18 protein-coding genes are annotated in these 21,285 nt (G+C 27.2%); all 18 read right to left on the bottom strand.

What is annotated here, in order from left to right:
* Positions 1-17: 17 nt before the first annotated feature.
* Positions 18-1,004, bottom strand: a complete 987-nt coding sequence (galE, locus tag B3N22_RS09365; protein WP_286906536.1) for a UDP-glucose 4-epimerase GalE — start codon at positions 1,002-1,004, stop codon at positions 18-20.
* 121 nt (positions 1,005-1,125) lie between these two features.
* Positions 1,126-2,049: an N-acetylmuramoyl-L-alanine amidase gene (locus B3N22_RS09360; protein ID WP_286906534.1), complete on the bottom strand. Its 924-nt coding sequence runs from the start codon at positions 2,047-2,049 to the stop codon at positions 1,126-1,128.
* A gap of 60 nt (positions 2,050-2,109) precedes the next feature.
* Positions 2,110-5,448, bottom strand: a complete 3,339-nt coding sequence (locus B3N22_RS09355; protein ID WP_286906533.1) for a cohesin domain-containing protein — start codon at positions 5,446-5,448, stop codon at positions 2,110-2,112.
* 31 nt (positions 5,449-5,479) lie between these two features.
* A complete protein-coding gene (locus tag B3N22_RS09350) occupies positions 5,480-6,304 on the bottom strand; it encodes an acyltransferase (RefSeq protein WP_286906530.1) in 825 nt (274 codons plus the stop codon).
* Positions 6,305-6,387: 83 nt separating this feature from the next.
* Positions 6,388-7,806: an oligosaccharide flippase family protein gene (locus B3N22_RS09345; RefSeq protein WP_286906528.1), complete on the bottom strand. Its 1,419-nt coding sequence runs from the start codon at positions 7,804-7,806 to the stop codon at positions 6,388-6,390.
* 89 nt (positions 7,807-7,895) lie between these two features.
* Positions 7,896-8,993: a DegT/DnrJ/EryC1/StrS family aminotransferase gene (locus B3N22_RS09340; RefSeq protein WP_286906525.1), complete on the bottom strand. Its 1,098-nt coding sequence runs from the start codon at positions 8,991-8,993 to the stop codon at positions 7,896-7,898.
* Positions 8,994-9,004: 11 nt separating this feature from the next.
* Positions 9,005-9,412, bottom strand: coding sequence for a sugar 3,4-ketoisomerase (locus B3N22_RS09335; protein ID WP_286906523.1), 408 nt, complete (start codon positions 9,410-9,412; stop codon positions 9,005-9,007).
* Positions 9,413-9,432: 20 nt separating this feature from the next.
* Entirely contained in the window at positions 9,433-10,437 is a 1,005-nt protein-coding gene (locus tag B3N22_RS09330; protein ID WP_286906521.1) for a glycosyltransferase family 2 protein, read from the bottom strand.
* A gap of 12 nt (positions 10,438-10,449) precedes the next feature.
* Complete coding sequence (locus tag B3N22_RS09325; RefSeq protein WP_286906518.1) at positions 10,450-11,574, bottom strand: SDR family NAD(P)-dependent oxidoreductase; 1,125 nt, start codon at positions 11,572-11,574, stop codon at positions 10,450-10,452.
* Between the two features lie 75 nt (positions 11,575-11,649).
* Complete coding sequence (locus tag B3N22_RS09320) at positions 11,650-12,534, bottom strand: glycosyltransferase family 2 protein (RefSeq protein WP_286906517.1); 885 nt, start codon at positions 12,532-12,534, stop codon at positions 11,650-11,652.
* Between the two features lie 4 nt (positions 12,535-12,538).
* The gene (locus B3N22_RS09315) at positions 12,539-13,159 is read right to left on the bottom strand and encodes an acyltransferase (protein WP_286906515.1); all 621 of its coding nucleotides are present in this window, start codon (positions 13,157-13,159) and stop codon (positions 12,539-12,541) included.
* 271 nt (positions 13,160-13,430) lie between these two features.
* Positions 13,431-14,354, bottom strand: coding sequence for a glycosyltransferase (locus B3N22_RS09310; protein WP_286906513.1), 924 nt, complete (start codon positions 14,352-14,354; stop codon positions 13,431-13,433).
* 39 nt (positions 14,355-14,393) lie between these two features.
* Positions 14,394-15,323: an NAD-dependent epimerase/dehydratase family protein gene (locus B3N22_RS09305; RefSeq protein ID WP_286906511.1), complete on the bottom strand. Its 930-nt coding sequence runs from the start codon at positions 15,321-15,323 to the stop codon at positions 14,394-14,396.
* 18 nt (positions 15,324-15,341) lie between these two features.
* A complete protein-coding gene (locus B3N22_RS09300) occupies positions 15,342-16,190 on the bottom strand; it encodes a glycosyltransferase family 2 protein (protein WP_286906509.1) in 849 nt (282 codons plus the stop codon).
* Positions 16,191-16,248: 58 nt separating this feature from the next.
* Positions 16,249-17,676: an O-antigen ligase family protein gene (locus tag B3N22_RS09295; protein WP_286906507.1), complete on the bottom strand. Its 1,428-nt coding sequence runs from the start codon at positions 17,674-17,676 to the stop codon at positions 16,249-16,251.
* A 77-nt stretch (positions 17,677-17,753) separates the two neighbouring features.
* The gene (locus B3N22_RS09290; RefSeq protein ID WP_286906505.1) at positions 17,754-18,674 is read right to left on the bottom strand and encodes a glycosyltransferase family 2 protein; all 921 of its coding nucleotides are present in this window, start codon (positions 18,672-18,674) and stop codon (positions 17,754-17,756) included.
* Between the two features lie 706 nt (positions 18,675-19,380).
* Positions 19,381-19,884 (bottom strand): hypothetical protein, encoded by a 504-nt coding sequence (locus tag B3N22_RS09285; protein WP_286906503.1) that lies wholly within the window; start codon positions 19,882-19,884, stop codon positions 19,381-19,383.
* A gap of 11 nt (positions 19,885-19,895) precedes the next feature.
* Entirely contained in the window at positions 19,896-21,272 is a 1,377-nt protein-coding gene (locus B3N22_RS09280) for a VgrG-related protein (RefSeq protein ID WP_286906502.1), read from the bottom strand.
* Between the last annotated feature and the right edge of the window lie 13 nt (positions 21,273-21,285).

The raw sequence follows: 21,285 nt of genomic DNA, 5'->3' as shown, positions 1-21,285 counted from the left end.
TCTTTCTGTTACTTTAATTAATCATTATATCCATTAGGATTATTTGAATGCCATTTCCAAGCTGTTTCTACTATAGTTTCTAGCGTATTAAACTTAGGCGTCCATCCTAGTTCCTTTACAGCTTTTTCAGATGAAGCTATAAGTATAGCAGGGTCTCCTGCTCTTCTTCCTGTAACTTCTGCTGGTATAGGATGATTAGTTACTTTTCTAACTACTTCTATTACATCTTTAACAGAGAATCCTGTTCCATTTCCTAAGTTAAATATTCTGCTGTCTCCACCTTTAAATAATCTATCTAAAGCTAAAGCATGTGCTTCTGCTAAATCTGATACATGGATATAATCTCTAATACAACTTCCATCTGGTGTATTAAAGTCTTCTCCAAATATCATTATCTTTTCTCTTTTACCTAAAGCAACTTGTAATATAAGTGGAATTAAATGAGTTTCTGTCTTGTGGTCTTCTCCTATATTTCCACTTACATGAGCTCCCGCTACGTTAAAGTATCTCAACACTGTATGTTTTATTCCATAAGCTGTATCACACCACTTAAGAACTTTTTCCACCATAAGTTTAGACTCCCCATAAGCATTAGTAGGGAAGGTTTTATCTTCCTCAACTATAGGGGTTTTCTCTGCCTCACCATAAGTTGCTGCTGTTGATGAGAATACTATATATTTAACATTATGTTCTTTCATAACTTCTAATAGATTTATGGTTCCATATACATTATTATTAAAATATTTTAATGGTTCTACCATACTTTCTCCTACTAGAGAGTACGCTGCAAAATCTATAACTGCTTCTATTTCATTTTCATTAAAGACATTATTTAAAAATTCTTTATCTCTTAAATCCCCTTTGTATAACTTAACTTCCTTTACTGATTTCTCGTGGCCAGTTTCTAAACTATCTACTACTACTACATCTTTTCCTTGTTCTAGAAGGTAAGCTACCATATGACTTCCTATATAGCCAGCTCCTCCACATACCAATATTGACATAGTATACCTCCAAATTCAATATATTGTAATTTAATCTCAATATCTGTATTATATCAAATAATTTCATAAAAAAAAATAAAAGTATGACATGTTACTGTTTTGTCATACTTTTATTCTTTATTTAAAACATTTCTTTTACCGTATTGGCTATAGTATCTGCAAACTTTTGCTGATTCGCAGAGTTAGCCATAGCAGCCGCTTCATCTGGATTCGATATAAATCCTCCCTCTACCAACATTGCTGCCATATTGGTATTTACAGTCACATATAGATTATGGTCAGCGGATCCTCTATTAATTCTTCCTAAATCCCTAGCTATATTATTAGCTGTTTTATTAGCTAAATCTCTACTTAGTGCACCTGCTGGAGATGGAGTTGTATCAATATAAGCATCTTCATAGGATTGACCTTTAGGAATTTTTGTGATTCCTTCATTATCAATTCCAGGTTTATAGGTACTATAATGAGTGCTTGTCCCTCTAGCTGATGAAGCACTTGAAGAATCATGATGAATGCTTATAAATAAATCTGCATTTATTGCATTTGCGAAATCCGCTCTTGCTTTTAGAGAACTTGCTGCATCTTTTGATATTGGTCTTTCCCATAGTTGCCTTGTCATCTCAACTTTATATCCTTTAGCTTCTAAGCTAGCTTTAAGCTTTACGGCTACTTCCATATTTAATACAGTTTCTTCATATTTAATTCCGTTATGAGTAGCCACCGCTCCATAATCACCACCATAATCATGTCCTGGATCTATTACAACTTTAATTTGCTTTTTTAAGCTTTCACCTATGTTTTTTGAAACTTTAGTTATGTCATATATATCTACAATTCCATCATTATTTAAATCGTATGTACTATTTGATGTATTATTATATCCATATATTATGTCTAAATCCTTACTGTCAATTATCTTATCATTATTAAAATCAATTCTTGTTAATTCTTCTAATGTAGCTGCTGAAACTTTGATTGAATTTATGCTGGCAAAAACTAGTCCAATAATAACTACTTTTATAACTATTTTTCTAAGTACTCCCATTTAATACCCCCATTTAGCGGCTAGTGAATAAATTTATTCACTAGCCATTTTTTAATATTTTTAATCTATTATTTCAATATAATCAAATGCTTGATTATATCCTTTTGAAGAAGAGTTCTTGGTAGAAGTGACTTCAATTTTAACCTTATGGCGTCCTTTAACTAATCCAGATTTAGTTAGTACCAATTTTTGTAACACCTCATTTATTGAATATGAATCAATATATTCTTCAACTCCATCTATTGTTACTTTTGCAATTCCTCTATAAGAGTTCACCGGTTGTACCCACTTAAATCCAGTCCCATTAAAAGTAAATTCTATTGAATCTCCTGGTGTGCTTGAGTAAAGTACATTTCCACCACTATATGAAGCATTAGTATCTTTTACCCAATTTCCATTAAATCCTATATTGATATTATTTTCTTCATATTTACCAGATGTTAATATTGATGTATCATTACCATTAAGAATTTCTAAATAATCGAAAGCTTGAAGATTGCCTTTTGATTTCAAGTTCTTACTTGAGGTAAGTTCAATTTTAACTTCGTGTATTCCCAATGCTAAATCTGTCTTACTGAATACAATTTTTTGAATCACTTCATTAACTGAATAAGTATCGATATTTTGAGTTACTCCATCTATTGTTATCTTTGCTATTCCTCTATATTCATTTACTGGTTGTACCCATTTAAATCCAGTACCATTAAAAGCAAATTCTATTGAATCTCCCGGTGCACTTGAATAAAGTACATTTCCTCCGCTATATGAAGAGTTAGTATCTTTTTTCCAGTTTCCATTAAACCCTATGTTAATATTATTTTCCTCATACTTACCAACGGTTAATATCGAAGGATCATTAGCGCTAAAAATTTCTATATAATCAAAGGCTTGATTTATTCCAGAAGATTGAGGATTTTTATTCGCCGTAACTTCTAACTTAACTTTGTGAGTTCCATCTGTCAAATTCAGTTTACTAAATACCTTTTTCTGCAATACTTCGTTAGTTGAGTAGTTATCAATAGTTTGTGTTACCCCATCTATTGTAACTTTAGCTATTCCTCTATATGCATTTACCGGTTGTACCCACTTAAAACCAGTTCCTTTAAACGTAAACTCAATTGAATCTCCTGGTGTTGTTGAGTAAAGTACACTTCCTCCGCTATAAAGTTGATTAAAATCTTTTAACCAAGTTCCATTATACTTTATATTACTATTATTCTGTTCATACTTTCCAGGACTTAAAATATCTTGCTCATTTGAATTTAATACTTCTATATAATCAAAAGCTTGATTTATCCCATTAGATTGCGGATTTTTATTCGCAGTAACTTCAATTATTACTTTATGAACTCCTTGTTTTAATCCGGTTTTAGTGAAAGATGCTTCTTGTAAAACTTCATTTACTGAATAAGTATCTACATTTTGTTTAATTCCATCTACAGTTATTTTTGAAATTCCTCTGTAGGAGTTTACTGGTTGTACCCACTTAAATCCTGTTCCATTAAATAAAAACTCAACATAATCTCCTGCATTTCCTGAGTAAAGCACAGTTCCGCCACTATATGAGGATTTAGTATCTTTTTTCCAATCTCCAGAGAATCTTATATTAGCATTATTTTCCTCATACTTACCTACCTCTAACGGATTAAGAAGATAATCATTCATTATCTCAACATAATCAAAAGCTTGGTTATACCCCTTGCTATAAGAATTTTTCATTGACGTAGTTTCAATTTTAACAGTATGAATCCCAAATGGTAAACCTACTTTAATAAATGATTCTTTTTGTAATTGTTCGTTTAAAGAATAATTATCAATATTTTGTGATATTCCATCTATTGTTATCCTCGAAATACCTCTATACGAGTTTACTGGCTGTACCCATTTAAAACCAGTTCCTATAAATGTAAAGTCTATAGAATCTCCTGGAGTTTCTGAATACTTAACGCTTCCTCCACTATATGATTTATTTGAATCACTTAACCAATTTCCATTAAACTTTATTTTAGAATTATCTTCTTCAAATTTTCCAACTGTTAAAGTTGATGTATCATTGTTTAAAATCTCTATATAATCAAATGCTTGATTATATCCATATGAGTATTGATTTTTATTAGGTGTAACTTCAATTCTAACAGAATGATATCCTAATTTTAAATCTGTTTTACTAAACATCTCTTTTTTCAGCACTTCATTAACTGAATACGCATCCGCACTATATGAAACTCCATCTATTATCACATTCGCAATTCCTCTATATGAATTTACTGGTTGTACCCACTTGAATCCTGTTCCTATAAATGTAAAATTAATAGAATCACCATAAGTAGTTGAATATAGAACCTCGCCTCCACTATAGGCTGAATTACTATCTTTTAGCCAGTTACCATTAAATTGTATATTGCTAATATTTTCTTCATACTTCCCACTGGTAAGTGGCTCACTTCCACTTCTATTTAAAATTTCTATATAATCAAACGCCTGATTATATGCATATGAAGATTGATTTTTATTAGATGTAACTTCAATTTTTACTGAATGATATCCTAAATCAAGATCTAATTTTGAAAATACATTTTTTAAATTCTCTTCATTGCTTGAGTAATTATCTACATATTGTTCTCTTCCATCTATAGTTACTTTAGATATTCCTCTATATGAATTTACTGGTTGCACCCATTTAAATCCCGTTCCTATAAAACTAAACTCTATAGAATTACCTGGTGTTTCTGAATACTTTACTCCCCCCCCACTATATGAAGGATTTGAATCTTGTATCCAATTTCCATTAAATATTATATTTGAATCACTTTCTTCATATCTTCCACTAGTAAGCGGTATAGGTTTTGTAATTGCTACATTAAACCCACTTGTAGTTACTCCAATAGGATTTGAATTATTATCTGCTAATTTAATATTTGCTTGATTTAATGCTAGATTATTGGAAGAATTTGCACTAACCGTGAAATTGGCTTGTCCTATTTTTAAAGCTTTAGCCTTTATAGTGAATATTGTATTATCAAAAATAGTAGCACCTGAAACATTTCCCATATACGTTAATGTTATTGAAAGCATTCCAGTTTCATTATTTATTACTTTTTTGAAATATACATCATTAGAATTAATTATTCCTCCAAGTGTTACATCATATATATTAAAAAGACTATTGTCAAACTTCAAATCTATAGAGGCTCCATATAAAGATGTAAGATTCTTAGCATTAATATCAATATTAAAATCTTCTCCTAAAACGCACGGATTTTTATTTACCTTAAAATAAACACTAGGAGAATTCTCTGCCGCACTTACTTTTACACCTTTTTCAAAGTTAAAGGTAGTTAAAGCTATAATAAAGCATAGAAAACTAATTAATATATTCTTTTTTGAAAAATTTCCCAAAAAAACCCACTCCCCTCTTAATTTTGGCTATTTATTTTTTATAATCAATTAAAGACTCATAATTAGTAGTATTTAGCCAATTATCAAAACCAATTTTTTCCCACGGCATTCCTCTATCGAATGTATAACGCCAAGGATATATATCTTTACCTGTTTCTTTATCCTTTATATCAGTCAAATCACAAACTTTTTTTGCAGGTCTTCCTACAACAACAGACTTTTCTTCAACATCTCTTGAAACTACTGATCCTGCTCCAACCATCCCTTCCCTATGCACAGTAACTCCAGGCAAAAGAACAGAATTAGTAGTAATTAAAGCAAACTCTTCAATTGTACATCCTTTTATGTTATCTGATGGTGGTGTAGGGTCATTTGTTAAAACTACATATGGAAATATCCATACAAAATCTTTAATAACTGATTTTTGCCCTATATGTACATTACTATGTAAACTTACATAATTACCTATTTGACAATGTCCTTGTATATCTGATAAAGTTCCAATTCTAACATTTTTACCTATTATCGTATTTTCCCTTATGGTTACTTTATGACCTGTTTGAAAACCATCGCCTATTTTACAGTCTCCATAAATAACATTTTCTGTTCTTATAAGTGAATTTTCACCAATAATTAACTTATGATTCTTATTAATTTTTTCTTCATAAAAATCATACAAATATTCTCCTAATATGCTTCTTGCTCCAATAAACGTATTTTTTTTAATATGTACATTATCTCTAATAATACAGTAATAATCTATATATACTCCATCTTCAATAATAACATTGTCTCCAATTATTACGCCTTCTTTTATTACTGAACTCTTAGAAATACTACAGTTTTTACCACTCATTTTGCATTCCTCCGTTTTTTCTTATTTTATAACATTAATAACATTATATATTTATTATTATATTACTTCAATTCCTATCAAACCTACTTAATTAATTTTTTTACAATTAAGTTTATATCATCCTTATAATTTAAAGATATTATTATTATACTAACTAATCCTGTCAATAAGCTTAAAATTATATTATCTTTAACGTAAATTCTCCATACTATAAAAAATATCAAAATACTTAAAGTACTTAATTTAAATTTATTTGATATTTCAATTAACTTCATTTTATGCAAGACAATAACACAAACTAAAACAGATGAAATATATCCAATAAGAGTTGCTATCGCAGCTCCCTCTACTCCCAATGTTGGTATCAACACTAAATTAATTATAATATTTAAAAATGCCCCAAAAGATAAAATAATAAAATTAGGCCATGTTTTTTTTATAACTAAAAATTGATTGGCTGCAGTTTGAAACAACATTAATAATAATGGAGAAAGAAACAGATATGGAAAAGCTTGAGCTCCCATTACATAATCACCTTCAAAGAGAATATTAAATATTAATTCTGAAAATACAGTCAATATTATTGTTGTGATAAAAGATATCACTCCTAAATACTCAAATATTCTTGAAGTCATTCCAACTTGGTCCTTATCTTTCATCGTCGAAAAAGCAAAATATTGCCATCCTCCTGCAAATGCAGTATATATAAGTTGGCTCATAGATGCTACTTTTGCTCCAACTCCATATATCCCCACATAAGATGTTCCTATAATATTATTTATCATAAGTCTATCACAAGAATTTAAAATCCAATATATCAAAAAATTTGGCATTAATGGTAATCCTATTTTTATGAGATCTTTAAGATGTTCTTTCTTGAATCTTTTAATATTAAACCACTCTTTATTTAATAAATAAAATATTATTAGCATAGAAGCCGAAGAAATCAATGCTGCTAAAGGTAAAGCCATAACATACATTTTATTAAGCAGTAAAGGTACAGATATGGAATATGATATTATTGGAGTTATTGTATTTAAAATTAAAAATATTTTTCTCTTATTTAACATTCTAGTAGGTGCCGAAATAATTGTATTTGTTGATCCAATAACTATTGTTAATGCCGATATTATAAGTAAATTTTCGTATTTATTAGAATTAAAAAATTGATATGATAAAATCCCCTTAAATACTATTAAAATTATAAAAACAATAATTGCTGTCCCTATAACAGAATAAAATGCTGTTGAACATACTTCTTTTTTATAATTTTCATCTTCTTTCTCAAAAAATAGTCTAAACATAGCATCGTATAATCCCATTATAGCTATAGCCGAGCCAAATGATACGATTATATTGGCCATATCATTTATCCCATAGTAAAAAGTATCTGGCATTAGCCTAGTTACTACAGGTAACATAATTAGTGGAACTATCTTACTAATTATCCCACCCAAGCCATATACTAAAAAATTCTCTATAAATAGCTTTTTTCTACTCATATTTTCTCCTTAAACTTGTATTCATTTATATTTAAAAAATATCAGGCTACTGATTTCTCCAGTAGTCTGATATAAAATTTTCATGTATTCTATTTCCATTCATTTATGATATCACATATATACTTTATTTCATCATCATTTAATCCATACCATAATGGTAGACTTAAAATTTCATTAGAAATTCTTTCTGCTATAGGAAAGTCACCTAATTTAAGTCCTAAACCTTTATACGCTTCTTGCAAATGTATGGGGATAGGATAATGTATTACCGTTTCAATTCCTTTTTCTTTTAAATACTTTTGTAACTCATTCCTATTATTTACTTCTATCGTAAATAGATGCCATACATGACTATTACTTTCCCCTATAGTTGGTAATTTAACATTTTTATTTTCTATGTTTGCTAAATATTTTCTAACAGCCTTATCTCTATAGTCATTCCATTTATCTAAACTCTTAAGCTTTACTCTTAAAAATGCTGCTTGCATTTCATCTAATCTTGAATTAGTTCCCATATATATATGCTCATATTTCTTTTCAGAACCGTAACTTCCAAGCGCTCTTACCTTATCCGCTAATTCTTTACTGTTAGTAGTTACTGCACCACCATCTCCTAGAGCTCCTAAATTTTTACCTGGATAAAAACTAAATCCTGCTGCTATACCAAATCCTCCAACCTTTTTCCCTTTATAAGTTGCGCCATGTGCTTGTGCAGCATCTTCAACCACAAATAAATCATGCTTGTTCGCAATCTCATTAATTCTATCCATATCTGCAGCTTGACCATAAAGATGAACAGCTATTATTGCTTTAGTTCTATTGCTTATTTTTTCTTCTATTAATTCTGGATTAATTGTATATGTGTTAGGATCAGGTTCAACTAGTACTGGTATAGCTCCATTATACGATACTGCTAATGCTGTAGCTATAAATGTATTGGATGGTATTATTACTTCATCCCCAGCTCCAATATTTAGTGCTTTTAGAATTAAATATAATGCATCAAGTCCATTACCAACGCCTATACAATATTTAGTTTCACAATATTTTGCAAACTCTTCTTCAAATTTTTCAACTTCACTCCCTCTTATAAACCAATTTTTACTTAATACTGCATCAAAAGTATTTTTTAATTCCTTATTTATTGAATTGTGCATCATAGTAAAATCTACAAATGGTATCTTCATTATTATCTCTCCTAAAAAAAATTATTTGCTTCATCCAAGTAAAAATCGTAGTTGCGTATGTAATCACTTTCATCATAGTATTCTGAGGCTAACACTAAAAGAACTGCACCGTCTGAAAAATCAAACATCTCTCTCCAAATCATAGGTCCTATATACAACCCAACAGATGAATCATTTAATTCCACAACCTCTTCTTCTTGTGAAGTTTTTACACGGATTTTAACCGACCCATTCAAACAAAGCAGAACCTGATGTAATTTTTTATGTGAATGAAAACCTCTTGTTACATTTTCTTCAACTTGCGTTATATAATATACCCTTTTAATTTCAAAAGGTATATCATTTTTAGCTTCAATAGGAGTAAGTGCTCCATATTTATCAAGAAATTTTTTAAACTTAATCTTTGCACAGTTATACATTATATCACTCCAATACCTTTCTATACATTATAGAATCTACATATTTTGTCTTTAAATCCATCTCCCTGTTGACTAGAAACGTCTTTAATATATAGTTTCAAATTTTTAACACTATTAGTTTCTTTAAGTTTTGTCCTAATTTTCATGCTGAATATTTCTGGTCTTTTTAAAGTAAGAATTGTTCTTTTTATTTTACCATAACTTGAATTATCTAATTCTTTCATTTTTATTGCTAGCTCTAAATATTCAATATACTCTTTATTATTCCTATATTTATTTCTCAACCACTTGTAAAAGTTTAGTTGATCAATATCAACTTTGGTTGGAAACTGAACATTCGACGTTGAGATTCCTGTTCCATACTCATACCAAATTATAAAGTTTTCTATTATTTTTATTTCAACTTTATCCATGGTTAACCATAGTTGTAGTATATCCTCTGTATATTTTACTTCTTCAGGAAGAAAATAGTTATATTTTGTAAAAAGATCTTTATTAAGTATCAAACCTGCCCCAGTTGCAAAGTGTCCTAAAAACAACATTTTTTTCATAGTTTCTTTATACGAATTAAATTTTTTATAATCTTCTGGCCTAGGTCTTAGAAAATTAATTTCCTCAAACATGCCCTTTTCTGTATTAAAAGAACGTTGTAGTCCACATGCAATTAATGGATTGTGCTGTTTAAAATATTGATATATTGTTTCTAATGTATCTTTAGAGTATAAAAGATCTCCTGCCGCCAAAGGTTTAATTATTCTACCTTTTGCAATTCTATACGCCTGTTGTACATTTTTTACAGTTCCCAAATTAGTTTCGTTTTCAATTACAGTAACACTTTTAAATCTTTCTTTATTTTTCTCGAGTACTCTTTCTACAACATTTACTGACTTATCTTTAGAACAATCATCGCATACAATTAATTCTATATCTGAATATGATTGAGATATGATAGAATCTAGAGTAAGTTCAACCTTATCTTCTGAGTTGTAGGTAGGTAAAACTACTGTGATTAAGTCTTTTTTCATCACTGAGCTCCTTTACTTATACAAACCTTTTGCCTTCATTTCTTTAATAGATTGTTCATATTTATCTTCTTTTATTTCTTGCTCATTAACCCATTTAGCAAATTTATTTATTCCTTCAATAAAAGAAACTTTCGGTTCAAAATTTAACAACTTTTTTATTTTGCTTAAGTCAGCTACATTATGTCTAATGTCTCCCAATCTATAGTTACCAGATATCTCTATTGATATGTTGCTATCATAAGCTTCTTTAAGAGCAGTCGCTACAGTCATTACATCAGTAGCAACTCCACTTCCTACATTAAAAACTTCATAGTTAGCTTCATTTTTTTCTAAACCCAATATTGTCGCATCAACTATATCATCTATATATACAAAATCTCTTGTTTCTTTTCCATCTTCAAAAATATTAATATTGTTATTATTCTTTATTCTGGTTGAGAAAATTGATAATATTCCAGTATATGGATTGTTCAATGATTGCCCTGGTCCATAAACATTTTGGTATCTAAAAGATACACATGGTATACTTAATGATTTACAAGATACCATAACCATCTGTTCCTGATTTTGCTTAGTTATTCCATAAATTGATGTTGGATGTATTTTAGAATCCTCATCAGTTTTTAATAACTCTAGATTTCCATTACATGATGGACACTTACACTCATAATCACCTTTTCTCAAATCTTCATCTTTTCTTTCTTCAGGGTACACATCCCCATGGTTTTTACAAATATATTTTCCTTCTCCATAAATAGCTCTTGATGCAGCTACAACTACTTTCTTAATTTGAGTATCTTCATTTGTAAGTATATCCAATAAGTTAGCCGTACCCCCTATATTAACATCAGTATATTTGTAAATTTCATACATGGATTGACCTGTGCCTGTTTCAGCAGCTAGATGAATCACTGCATCTTGGCTCTTTAATGCTATTCTCCACTCTTCCTTATTTCTAACATCGCCTTTTATAAACTTTACTTTCCCTTGAATAAAATCAGGAATATCAGCATTTTTTCCATGTATTTGTTCAGAAAGATTATCTAAAATGGTGATTTTATATCCTTTTTGAATTAATTTTAATGCAACTCTGGACCCTATAAATCCTGCTCCTCCAGTAATTAGAATATTATTCATTTCATTAACTCCTCCAAAATCTTAAGTCATTATCAAAGCACTAATTCAATTTTGTTTTATATATTAAATAAGTTATTACAAATTCTGTCTATACATATTATCTTTTTTATAGTCTATTATCGCTTTATATATTATCTTTGATTTATTTCTATCTTTAAAAGCATACTTAATTATTTTAATTGCTCTTGTAAAATAAAAATATAATTTTACTTTTATTTTACTATTATAAAATTTATCAATAAAATACATTCTATTTCTATTTCCATAATAGATTGAGGTATTAGATTCCATTCCCCCGCTAGAGCTACTTACTTTATGCCACAATTTTGCATTAGCTTCATACCAAATTCTAAATCCTTCAGCATTAGCTCTAGCTATAAAATCTGTATCATCATAATACATAAAATATTTTTCATCCATAAATCCAATTTTATCGAATACATTTCTATGTGTTAAGAGACAGCAAGTTGGTGTATATTCTATATATTTTGAAATATTATATTCTCCATTATCTTTCTCATTTTCTCCAAAATGTGTAGTAGTAGCTTTATCCCAATTAATTTTACCGCCTGCACACCATATAGTATTATCAGGTTTATAATAATACATTTTACATGTAACCATAGTATTTTCAGAAGCTGTTTTAACCATCTCTTTTAACATATGTTTATCTACTTCAGTATCATTATTTAATAACAATACATAGTCACACTCTAACTCTAAAGACTTTTTTATGCCAATATTATTTCCTTTAGCAACCCCACAATTTTCACCAGTCTCTATTATTATAACATCATCAAACTCTTCTTTCAAAATTTTTACCGAATTATCTTTTGAATCATTATCCACCACTATAATTTTGTAGTTATTATAATCCATATTTTTTATAGTTCTTATGCAATCATTCTGAAAATTTTCCCCATTGTAATTAACTAGTACAATCCCTATTTTAGGTTCCATAACTTTACTCCTCTATAAAATTTCCTCTAGTATCAGTTCTTTCCCATGATTTTTTATTAAAATTGTATCTTTTTACTATTCTAGATGGCGCTCCTGCAACCATAGTATAATCTGGAATGTTTCCGCTTACTACACTATTAGCTGCAATTATACAATTCCTTCCTATTATAGTTCCTGGTAAGACTATACTTCCTGTCCCAATAAAAGAATTATCTCCTATAATAGTTTCTTTTAATCCAACTAAATCATTTTTATATATTGGAATATCTATATCATAATATCCATGATTATTATCAATAATTGTAACATATCCAGCTATTAACACATTTTTACCAATGTTAATATTTTTAGCACAAGTTATATGAAGATTAAATTCAATTATTGTTCCATCTCCAATTATCAACTGCGGATTATATAACGTATTATTATATTCACTTACAACTTCAATTCTTGAATTAGCCCTAATAGTAACTTTATCACCTATAAATATTTTTTTCTTATTTCTTATAATTAGTGGTGTATCTATAACTGAGTTTTTTCCAAAGTCAGCATAAATATATTTATATATTTTAGATTGCAATATTCTTTTTATATAGATTTTATAATCATAAAGTATTTTTTTCATTTTATGATCTTATTCCTCTCTTAATTAATATATAATTCATTTAAAGACTTATCATCACTTTCTACTATAAAATTCTTTTTATTATTTAACCCTATACCATTTTATCACTTAACAATACTTATGTATAGATGATCATTATGAGTATATATTTATTGAACTACTGGTCATTTATTTTATGTTAGTAATCTTATAGGCAAAGCAAAATTATCAGACTGATTTTTATATTAGTCTGATAATAACTTATAAATATTATTTGCATTTTTAAACTAGCTTATTTTGTACGAATTTTTCTAAATACTTGTTTTATTAGTAATGCAATATGAATTGGACTAAAAAGCACCATTAATCTATCTGTAATTTTTATACGCTTTTTGTTATTTCCTTTTTCTATTATTTTATTAATAAGTTTAAATTCAATTTCTTCATAAATTATTCTTAGAAAATTTAAATTTTTTAGCATATTACTTTTTCTTTCTAACCTATAAAATGATTCTAGACTTTCTATGTATCTTTCATTATATGAATATATATTATTAGATACCGATTCTCCCATTACCCTATATCTAACTAGTACATTATCCATATAATCCAACTTAATCATTTTATTTGTTGCTTTTATCCAAAATGGCCAATCCTCAAGCATAGAGAATTTTTCATCAAATCCACCTAAATAGTCATATGTAGCTCTCTCTATAAAACTTGTTGGTGCTGGAACATAATTGGCTTTTAATAACTTCTTATATTGTTTATCAGCATTAAGATAAAAGTAACTTTTTTTTATCCTTAACTTATTATTATAATCAATATTTTTATTACCAAACAATTCATAATTACTAAACAATATTCTTGATTTATTTTTCTTGGAGTAATTATACATTTTTTCTATACAATCCTCTACTAACAAATCATCACCCGCTAGACTTTTAAAATATACACCTTTAGATACTCTAACTCCTCTATTTATGTTAGCTACAATACCACTATTTTTTTTATACTCAAGTACTTCAAGTCTTTTAAATCGACTTGAATTTTTTCTACTCCAAACCCTACATAATTCTATAGTTCTATCCATAGAATTGTCATCAGTAATTATTAATTCTATATTATTATAAGTTTGATTTTTTATTGACTCTAACGTTTCTAATATAAATTTTTCAGAATTATAAGTGACTATTACTATGCTAATAAGTTCCATTATATATATTCCTACTTTCTAAGTTACTTCTCTTTTGAATTATTGTAGCTTTCTATCTTTATTTTTATAATAATTAATCGTATCTTCTATTCCGTTCTCCAATGAATAAGTAGGTTTCCACGAACACGTCTTACCAATCTTTTCATAACTCATGTAATTAAATTTAATATCTCCTTTTCTCTCATCTTTATTTAATACTTGAATACTTGAATTGGTTATTTTTTTAAAAATACTAACTAATTTATTAATAGATATTTCCATTCCAGAAGAAACATTAAATATATCGTTATCTAAAGATTTTAAGGCTATTAAATTTGCTTTTGCCACATCCTTAACATATATAAAATCCCTTGTCTGATTTCCATCTCCATATATAACTGGTATTTCTTTTTCTAAAAATTTTTCCGAAAATATTGCTACTACTCCACCTTCTCCTTTTGAATTTTGCCTAGGTCCATATACATTTGCATATCTAAAAACAGTATACTTTAATCCATATAATTTACTATATACTTCTAAATAGTGCTCTACAGTATGTTTACTAACACCATATCCACATTGCATATCTAATGGATGATTTTCATCAACTGGTAGATACTTAGGTTCACCAAAAATAGCTGCTGATGCAGGATAAATTATCTTTTTTACTGAGTTTCTCCTGCAACATTCTAATATGTTTAATGTACCATTGATATTAATGTCAGCATCTTCAATGGGATCACTAATGGAATTAGGAACCGAAATTTGTGCAGCATGATGACAAACTACATCAAATTTCTCTTTTTCAAATATCTTATGTATGGATTTATCCCTAATATCAAGCTTATAAAGTTTAGCTTTATTATTAATATTTTCCATATTTCCATATTTCATATTATCTAATACTACTACATCATGTCCGTTTTCAATATACTCATCTACTATATGTGACCCTATAAATCCCGCTCCACCTGTTACTAATATTTTCATATCGCTGCTATATTCCTCCTATTTATATGTAATAATTCCTATTATCCTAGAAATTGCAGAAATCCAACTTTTTTTTATTTTTTCTTTATTAAAAGTAATAATTCCTATTATTACTTTAATAAAATGGTATGTAATTATTTGAAAAAATAATATTATTAAATTAATATCTAAATTACTTCTAACAAATCCACCGAATCCTAGCCCATATCTTTTTACCTTTTCGCAATCCATATTCTTACTATTATCATAATGGGGGTGATATATTTCTATATTAAAGTTGTATTTACATATATTTTTTTTCTTCAATAAATTATATAACATATCTGAATCTTCACATGAACCAAAGATATTTCCAACACCTAACTTTTCATTAAACTCCAATATCTCTCCCATGCTTCTGATAAACATTGTCACTGACGAACACTTAGTAAAAAAATTGCTTTTCGATATTTTCATTTCTTTCTTTGGCCATTTTCTTAGCGAATCACTTCCATCTCGTTCAACAATTTTACCCATGATTACATCGCTATATCTACTTTCAAATAAATTATATACATTTAACAATGTATCAGGTAAATATTCACAATCATCATCTGGAAATGCTATTATTTCACCTTCAGCTTTTTTTAAGCCTATATTTCTGTTTTGTGATAATCCTCTCACATTTGATTTTATGTGGAGTATATTAAGCGTATTATTATATGTGTCTATATACTTTGCTAAGTCAATTTTCTCATTTTGATCTACAATTATTATTTGAACGCTTGATATATCAAATTTACTATTTAAGATAGATTTTAAAAAGTTATCTACTTCAATTTCTCTCCCATAAGTTGCCATTATTAATGAAAATTTATAACTATTCATATTACCCTCTATATTTTCTTATTTCTATTATATATTCTATATATTTTTATTAGAAATATTATTCTAATAATTGTTTTTGTAAAAAAGCAAAGCACAACCACATTTGTATAATTGCAAAAGTGTCTGCATTGTACGAACAAATAAATACACCTACATAACTTACCGTAAATACTATCGATAATACATCATCTGTGTTTGTGTAGATTTTTTTAATCAATCTATACAATCCATATATTATGATTATTATCCATATAAAAAAACCTATAAAACCTTCTTCCGCAATAATTCTGTGATATAGTGAAAACACTGGAGGCCAATATTTTTTGTCATTGTCTGGATTAATCCATCTCTGAACTTCATCGGAAGTCATAGCTACTTCATCAACATATTCATTTACAAAAAAACCATATTGTCCTAATCCAACTCCGAAAACAGCATTATCTTTTCCAATATTTAATGCCGCTCTTTGCATTCCTATTCTAGCCACATTAGACATATTATTCCTATCTTTAATAGACTCATATAAGCTTACTACACTTATTTTACTTACACTATTATTATCTCCAGCATACATCGGTATAATAGTTTTATTTAAAAACATAAAGGCAATTCCTAATCCCACCATTAAAAATATACATATTTTCTTTTTTATCGGTTCTACCTTTGAAGTAAGAATAAATATAAAAAATAAAAATAACTCTATAAAAATAATTGCATAAGCTGTCCTAGACTTAGTAAATATAATTAAAATCATAAAATATAAGTTAATAGCTATCCACATTAATCTCTTATTCAAATTTTTCTCAGTAAAAATATAACTAAATATAAATGGAAATGCAAAAGATGCATACATAGCAAAATATGATGCTTCTCCTGTTACTGATCTAATTCCTTTAGGATACACTTCTCCTCTATAATATGTATGAATTAAATAAGATAACTTCTCGATTATTCCACTAAAATCAATAATATTAAATATATTAAAAAGTTCAAAAAAACTATATATTCCTACTGGAATAAGTGATAATGCTATATAATTTCTTAAATTTTCTTTATTTATATTATTTCTTTCAATAATATAAATTGAACAATAGCTTATACTTATCATAAATGCTACTACAAGAACTTGTAATATTAATTTTTCACTACCAGTTCTTCCTTTAAATGAATTATTAATTATATTAGGTACATTAACTAGTATGCATATAATAATCCATGTGAGAAATAAAAGAAAGCTATATTTATATTTTCCTTTTGGAATAAATATTTCTCTATTAATAATTAAGTTAACAATTGTTAAAATTATTATAGGAATAAATAAGTATACTGTTCCTCTTACACCTAGTTCTCCAAGCACATTCTCAAGATACGGTAAATTATCAAAAGGAATAAGTATTATTGCCATTATAAATAATTTCTTTAATACATAATCAATATGATTTGTATTTATATTCTGAAATTCATTTACTATTTTAATTTTTTTCATTAATTTATCACCTTTCTTTTTAATGAATTCAAATAATTAGCTAATCTTAGTTTCCTTACATATTAATTGATTAAATATTAACCTTTAAATAATTCAGTACTTAAATAATGTTTCTTTTTTTTCATTACTTTTTTTTCATAGTATTGTCCAAATTTATCACCTAAGAATCTAGCAATAAAATTAGGTATTATACTAAAAAAAGCCTTAAAATTTGATTCTTTTAATGATTCTATAATAACTAATTTTAAAAGTTTAAATGCACTATTCTGTGCCCCATACTTCATTAAATAAGAATTTTGTTTTAAAAATCTACCTTGGGTAACATATCTTTTAAAAAGTTCCATAAATTTATAATCATGTGAATGTATTACTTCTGAGTCCGCACAATATTTTATCTTATATCCACTCTTTATTAATTTATATGCAAAATACATATCTTCATTTGTAATCAAATTTCTTCCATCATAACCATTTAAATCCTTATAGATTTTAGTATTTATTGCAGATGATGCATCCGAAAAGAAAAATGTCATTATTCCCAGCCTTTCAGTATCTTCTTGTGAAACTATCCTACTTTCTTTTGGATAATTATGAATTCTAATATATTTCTCTATAGAATTATTACTGCATATTTGTCTGGAAAAACATGCTTCACATTCCTTATTTATTATTGGTTCTGTTAATTTTTCAAGCCAAAATGTATCTTTAATAATTATATCTTGAGTTATAAAAACAATAATATCTCCAGAGCATTTTAGTGCCTCTTTTTCTCTTGTTAAACTATGAGAAAACTCTCTTTCTTCTATTGAAGAATATTGAGCTTCTAATTTTTCTAATATAGTTTCCGTATTGTCATTTGCTGTTTTTGTAAATATGTACTTAATATTTAATTCAAAATTCCCTTGTTGCATAAGTAAACTTTTATGTAAATTTTCTATATAACTTTCAGATTTATACAGAGGACATATTAAATCAATTTTATAATTTCCTTTTTTCATTTATCTATCCCTCTCTCCCTATTGTTTGTAAACTCAGTTGAACATAAATTACCTCTAATCATATTTACAATTAGTTTATTTAGACTTGTCCATTTTTAAGCAAATCTATATTTATTGTTTAACTTTAAGTTATTATTTTATTTGAACACTTACACAACTAGTCATTTTTTAATATTTCCCCTATGTTTATTCATAATTTTATTACCTCTATATTCTTATATGTTATGTAGTAAATTTTACATATTTTCATAAAATGTAACTATTAAATTTAAGATAAATTAAATTTTATCATACTTATAATATTATGTCTACTTACAACACTTAACCATTAATATAACTGTTTAAAATAATATTGATATTAAATACCCTTACATTAATACTTTATTTTCAAATTATTATACTATAATTTTTCTCTTTCCTTTGCTAAGGTATATAACGCAAGATAGCCATTTTTTTATTTTGGTATTATTCTTTAATTTATAACAAACTATTACTTTTATGGAGCATTACCCCAGAATTGATGCTAGTTAATTTTAATAATATACATCAAATTATACTGTATTACATAATAATATCTCATTTATAATCAATACTCATCATATAATAGATTTTTTTAACTAATCTTCCAATAATTAATCATAAATATGTTAAGAAAGACCTTAATCTGTTATATCAAGGTCTTTTTTTAATTAAAAAAATCTTAGATTCATTTTTCTTTATAATAATATATTCCTCTATCATCATCTAATTTTAACTTTATCTCAATATTTTTTTTCATCTTCTCACTATTACTATTTGAATTTATCCCCTCATCTTCTGTTATATATATTTTATAAGTATTATGCTCTATCTTTTCTATTTCATCTATATAGTAATCTAAATATTCTATTGTAATATTTTTTTCTCTATAAATTTTTATTTTATTTTCCAGTATATTGTAAGCATCACTATTATTATTTACTATATCATTTAAATATGATAAATCAGCATCTTTATTATTAACCATATTTTTCAATATACTACTAAGTGATGTAACCAGCTCTTCTACATAAGCTTCGTCATCTTTTATATTGGCCTCTTCATTAAAAAATGTATCTTCTTTATTTTTTTGATTTTGTTCATTTTTTAAGTATTTAACTCCCGTTACTATACAAACACTAATTAATATAGTTACTACAATAAATTTAATTAGTGTTTTTTTTGTATTCATTTTAATCACTCCTAATAGGATATTTCTCTATTATAACTTCGTATGATATCAGAATTTTCATTTATATATCTATTTTTTACGCCTTCATATATATTGCTTCCAGGTGAATATGATTGCCCTATTCTGTATAATCTTCCTTCATAAACTTTATCTATAAAATCTTTTAAACTTAGATTTTTGTCTATTGATGAGATAATATTATAGGCACCAGTAGCTCCATGTTGAATAGATGTGGAAAATATCATGTTTCTTGTAGAAAAATATTTTAATAAAGAATCTGCGTTATAGCCATTATTATTTGAAATTCTTATAAAACTATCATAATATGCTCCCTTGACATATTTTAGCTGTAATCTATAGAATTCTTCATAATTATTTTCTGCTAAACTTCTCCATGAATTTTTGTAATCTTCTCCATATTTATTTCCATCTTTTATCCTAGAATTGTTAAGTACATTATAAAAATATATATTTTCATTTTGTAGCCAAGTCATAAACGAAGTTAATGAACCCATATTTGAAGATAATTGAAACATACCATAAGAAGGTCCGCCTTTATCCTCTGGATTATCTGATATAGCTCCAACATTCATATTTGATTCGTATCTAGCAGCAATGTAACCAAAGTTTGATTCTAGATTATCATCCTGTACTATATCTATATAGCTGCCATATATATAACCATCAATTATATTATTCATATCTTTATGCCATTTAATTTGATAAAATCCATTTTTTTTCCCTATGATATCAATTATAGTCCCATTAGGAACTTGTCCTATTAAGTTGTTATTATTCTCTGTAGAAGCAGTATTCCTAAGATTCACATTTGTGTTAGCTACTCCTAAAACACTTTTTGTATTAGTTGAATTGTTTAGATATTCTGTACCATATTTACTATATACTCTTCCATTTTTTAAATTTTTCGCATTATTTATAGAACTATAAATAGATACATTTTTCCCAAGAAGGGTTTCTCCATCATATGTCCAGTATCCAGTTTTGTCCCAAGCTATTTGTCCATTTGTATTCAACACTACTCTACTATTAGAACTATATGCTAAACTAACAGCATTAGAAAGATATCCATTACCATATGAGCTTACTAAATTTCCATCTATATTATAAATTTTATAAATAGAATCATCTATATTCTTTGCAATAATTGTTACATCATAAATATCAACTATTCCATCTCTATTAAGATCAAATTTTATATTATTACTTCCATAATTGTCAGTTAGTATATCTAAATCCATATTATTTATAATCCCATCCTCATTTATATCTGGATTATATTCTACAGCATTAACTTGATAACTGATAATTGTTGCAAAAATACTTAATGATAAAAACCCAATTAATATTGATAATATCTTTTTTCTCATAATTCCCCCCATA

The sequence above is a fragment of the Clostridium sp. UBA1652 genome (assembly GCF_002320975.1).
Taxonomy (GTDB): domain Bacteria; phylum Bacillota; class Clostridia; order Clostridiales; family Clostridiaceae; genus Clostridium_T; species Clostridium_T intestinale.
This window is presented reverse-complemented; position numbering and strand designations above follow the sequence as displayed.

What these genes read in the sequence shown, in the direction of transcription:
- B3N22_RS09320 (WP_286906517.1), bottom strand. Translation starts at nt 12,534, where the DNA reads ATGGAACCTAAAATAGGGATTGTACTAGTTAATTACAATGGGGAAAAT.
- B3N22_RS09340 (WP_286906525.1), bottom strand. Translation starts at nt 8,993, where the DNA reads ATGAAGATACCATTTGTAGATTTTACTATGATGCACAATTCAATAAAT.
- B3N22_RS09360 (WP_286906534.1), bottom strand. Translation starts at nt 2,049, where the DNA reads ATGGGAGTACTTAGAAAAATAGTTATAAAAGTAGTTATTATTGGACTA.
- galE (WP_286906536.1), bottom strand. Translation starts at nt 1,004, where the DNA reads ATGTCAATATTGGTATGTGGAGGAGCTGGCTATATAGGAAGTCATATG.
- B3N22_RS09290 (WP_286906505.1), bottom strand. Translation starts at nt 18,674, where the DNA reads ATGAAAAAAGGAAATTATAAAATTGATTTAATATGTCCTCTGTATAAA.
- B3N22_RS09350 (WP_286906530.1), bottom strand. Translation starts at nt 6,304, where the DNA reads ATGAGTGGTAAAAACTGTAGTATTTCTAAGAGTTCAGTAATAAAAGAA.
- B3N22_RS09295 (WP_286906507.1), bottom strand. Translation starts at nt 17,676, where the DNA reads ATGAAAAAAATTAAAATAGTAAATGAATTTCAGAATATAAATACAAAT.
- B3N22_RS09330 (WP_286906521.1), bottom strand. Translation starts at nt 10,437, where the DNA reads ATGAAAAAAGACTTAATCACAGTAGTTTTACCTACCTACAACTCAGAA.
- B3N22_RS09305 (WP_286906511.1), bottom strand. Translation starts at nt 15,323, where the DNA reads ATGAAAATATTAGTAACAGGTGGAGCGGGATTTATAGGGTCACATATA.
- B3N22_RS09285 (WP_286906503.1), bottom strand. Translation starts at nt 19,884, where the DNA reads ATGAATACAAAAAAAACACTAATTAAATTTATTGTAGTAACTATATTA.
- B3N22_RS09345 (WP_286906528.1), bottom strand. Translation starts at nt 7,806, where the DNA reads ATGAGTAGAAAAAAGCTATTTATAGAGAATTTTTTAGTATATGGCTTG.
- B3N22_RS09300 (WP_286906509.1), bottom strand. Translation starts at nt 16,190, where the DNA reads ATGAATAGTTATAAATTTTCATTAATAATGGCAACTTATGGGAGAGAA.
- B3N22_RS09325 (WP_286906518.1), bottom strand. Translation starts at nt 11,574, where the DNA reads ATGAATAATATTCTAATTACTGGAGGAGCAGGATTTATAGGGTCCAGA.
- B3N22_RS09280 (WP_286906502.1), bottom strand. Translation starts at nt 21,272, where the DNA reads ATGAGAAAAAAGATATTATCAATATTAATTGGGTTTTTATCATTAAGT.
- B3N22_RS09315 (WP_286906515.1), bottom strand. Translation starts at nt 13,159, where the DNA reads ATGAAAAAAATACTTTATGATTATAAAATCTATATAAAAAGAATATTG.
- B3N22_RS09310 (WP_286906513.1), bottom strand. Translation starts at nt 14,354, where the DNA reads ATGGAACTTATTAGCATAGTAATAGTCACTTATAATTCTGAAAAATTT.
- B3N22_RS09335 (WP_286906523.1), bottom strand. Translation starts at nt 9,412, where the DNA reads ATGTATAACTGTGCAAAGATTAAGTTTAAAAAATTTCTTGATAAATAT.